Raw genomic sequence first — 2,388 nt, forward strand, 5'->3', positions numbered from 1 at the left:
GTTCCACCCCGAATAGCAAAATCAGGGTGCATATAAAACACATAAATTCAATATGTTAGCGGAAACAGGGCGGTGTTAGCGAAAACAGGCTCTACAATCGGGCAGGGGCGACGCAACTGTGCGCGAATCCGTCATCGTCTTGCCTCGGGCTGTTGATCCGTTAGGTTGCACACATAAAACAGGGCAGCGGGACGGATATGAGCGGTTTACTGGCACTTCTGGACGACGTGGCGGCCATCGCCAAGGTCGCGGCTGCAAGCGTCGATGACGTTGCGGGCATGGCGGCCAAGGCGGGGTCGAAGACCGCGGGCATCATCATCGACGATGCGGCGGTGACGCCGAAATATGTCCATGGTTTCGAGGCCAGGCGCGAACTGCCTATCATCTGGAAGATCACCAAGGGCTCCTTGTTCAACAAGCTGGTGATCCTCCTGCCCGCCGCCTTGCTGATGAACGCCTTCGCGCCGTGGCTGATCACGCCCTTGCTGATGCTCGGGGGTGGATATCTGTGTTTTGAAGGGGCCGAGAAGATCTTTCACCACCTCTTCCCGCATGGTGACCCTGAGGTCGAGGCGGATATGGAGGTCGGCGACCCCGTGCATCTAGAGGAAAAGCGGGTGAAGGGGGCGATCAAGACCGATTTCATCCTCTCGGCCGAGATCATGACCATCACGCTTGCCGCCATTCCCGATGGATCACCCTGGATGGAGGCGTCTGCGCTGGCGATGGTGGCGGTCGCGATCACGCTGGTGGTCTATGGCACCGTGGCGCTGATCGTGAAGATGGACGATATCGGGCTTTACATGGCGGCGACCGCGCGGACCGGATTTGGCCGGGCCATGGGGACGGGGCTGGTCAAGGGCATGCCGAAACTCATGGCGCTGCTGTCCACGGTCGGCACGGCGGCGATGCTTTGGGTTGGCGGGTCGATCATCATCCACGGGCTCGATGTGCTGGGCTGGCCGGTGCTTTATAACGCGATCCATCATCTGGCCGAGGGGGCGGTGCATGGAATTCAGGGGCCCGCGAGCGGGTTCCTGCAATGGCTGATCACCGCGGGGCTGGACGGGCTGCTCGGGTTGGCATTGGGGATGGTCCTTATCCCGCTGGTGACTAAGGTGATTGCGCGGTTGTTTGGCAACAAGGACAGCGCCGGGTCGCATTAAGGGGTCAGGTGTTCCGCTGCCGACGGTTCCTGCGGCGTCTGATGCGCGGGATCAGAAACAGGACAATGCCCGACAGCGCAAAGATCGCCATAGCGCCGCCGGTGATATCGGCCGCCCAGGTTCCGAATCTGCCGTCGATCCAGCCGCGTGTGTGGAGGCGTTTGAAGATGCTGCCCCAATAGATCTGGGTATCCAGAAGCTGGCCATCGGGGGTGAACGTCCGGCGGCGGAAACTGGTCTTGATCCAGTAGTGCCCGGTCGCAAGGTCAAAGATGATCTGACCGTCATCGCCATCCAGAATGATGGCCGCGCGGCCGTGATATCTGGTGCCCGTGTTCCTCTGGAAATTCTGCCCGGGCCAGATGCGCTCGGCCATCGGCAGCGTATTGTCCGGATCGATAGGGCGTGTACGCTCCGGATCGTCGAACCGCGCCTCATCATAGGTCGCGCCGGGCAACAGATCGAAAAGCGCCCGTTCGTGATTGAGGTAAATACCGGTCAGACCAATGGTCAGGACCCAGGGCAGAACAAAGACGCCCAGCCAGCTATGGACGGATTTCAGAAACCGCATGCCCCTCACTCCTCGCAATTCGGGCGGACCATATCATGGAGTGTTCTGAACGGGAGAGGAAAGCCTGGGACAAGCGAATGCCACCGCCCGCCGCGTCATCGACCGATTGTGCGGGATGTCAGCGGCATGGCAACTTGTGATCGCGGGTTCGGCCGGAGGGCGGGGATTGAAAATGCATCAGGGTCCGGTGCGTTCCGCCCGGACCCTGACCTGTGACAGCACAAAGCGACCTGGACCGCGTCAGCCGCGACGGCGGCCGCGGCGTTCGCGGGACGGGGCCGCATCATCGCCGGTCCCGTCGGAGGTTGAGGAAAAGCCACCGAGCCTTGTGGCGATTTCATCAAGTGTGGGGCGGGCTCCGCGCGGGCGGGTCTCCAGCGCGTTGCGCATCGCGGCGAGGTGTTCGGGCATCGTGCCGCAGCAGCCGCCGATGATCGTGGCGCCTGCATCCCGCGCCAGCACTGCATATTCGGCCATCAGATCCGGCGTGCCGTCATAATGGATATGGCCGTCATGGTATTTCGGGATCCCGGCATTGCCCTTGGCGATCAGCGGGCGTTCGGTGCCCTGGGCGGCAAATCCAAGCATGGTGCGCAGCAAATCGGGGGCACCAACACCGCAATTGGCCCCGAAGGCCAAGGGCGGATAGGC

General features: G+C 61.9%; 3 protein-coding genes. 1 reads left to right on the forward strand and 2 read right to left on the reverse strand.

Going from position 1 to position 2,388, the window contains the following annotated elements; all coding sequences use genetic code 11:
* Positions 1-197: 197 nt before the first annotated feature.
* Positions 198-1,166, forward strand: a complete 969-nt coding sequence (locus WBB85_RS10405; protein WP_432638549.1) for a DUF808 domain-containing protein — start codon at positions 198-200, stop codon at positions 1,164-1,166.
* A 4-nt stretch (positions 1,167-1,170) separates the two neighbouring features.
* Here WBB85_RS10405 and WBB85_RS10410 read toward each other — a convergent pair whose 3' ends face one another.
* Positions 1,171-1,737 carry a PepSY domain-containing protein gene (locus tag WBB85_RS10410; RefSeq protein ID WP_432638550.1) on the reverse strand — a complete coding sequence of 189 codons (567 nt, stop codon included), beginning with the start codon at positions 1,735-1,737 and terminating at the stop codon, positions 1,171-1,173.
* Positions 1,738-1,977: 240 nt separating this feature from the next.
* On the reverse strand, positions 1,978-2,388 hold a 411-nt coding region (locus tag WBB85_RS10415), incomplete at its 5' end, for a homocysteine S-methyltransferase family protein (protein ID WP_432638551.1).

The sequence above is a fragment of the Albidovulum sp. genome, from assembly GCF_049646345.1.
Lineage (GTDB): Bacteria > Pseudomonadota > Alphaproteobacteria > Rhodobacterales > Rhodobacteraceae > Albidovulum.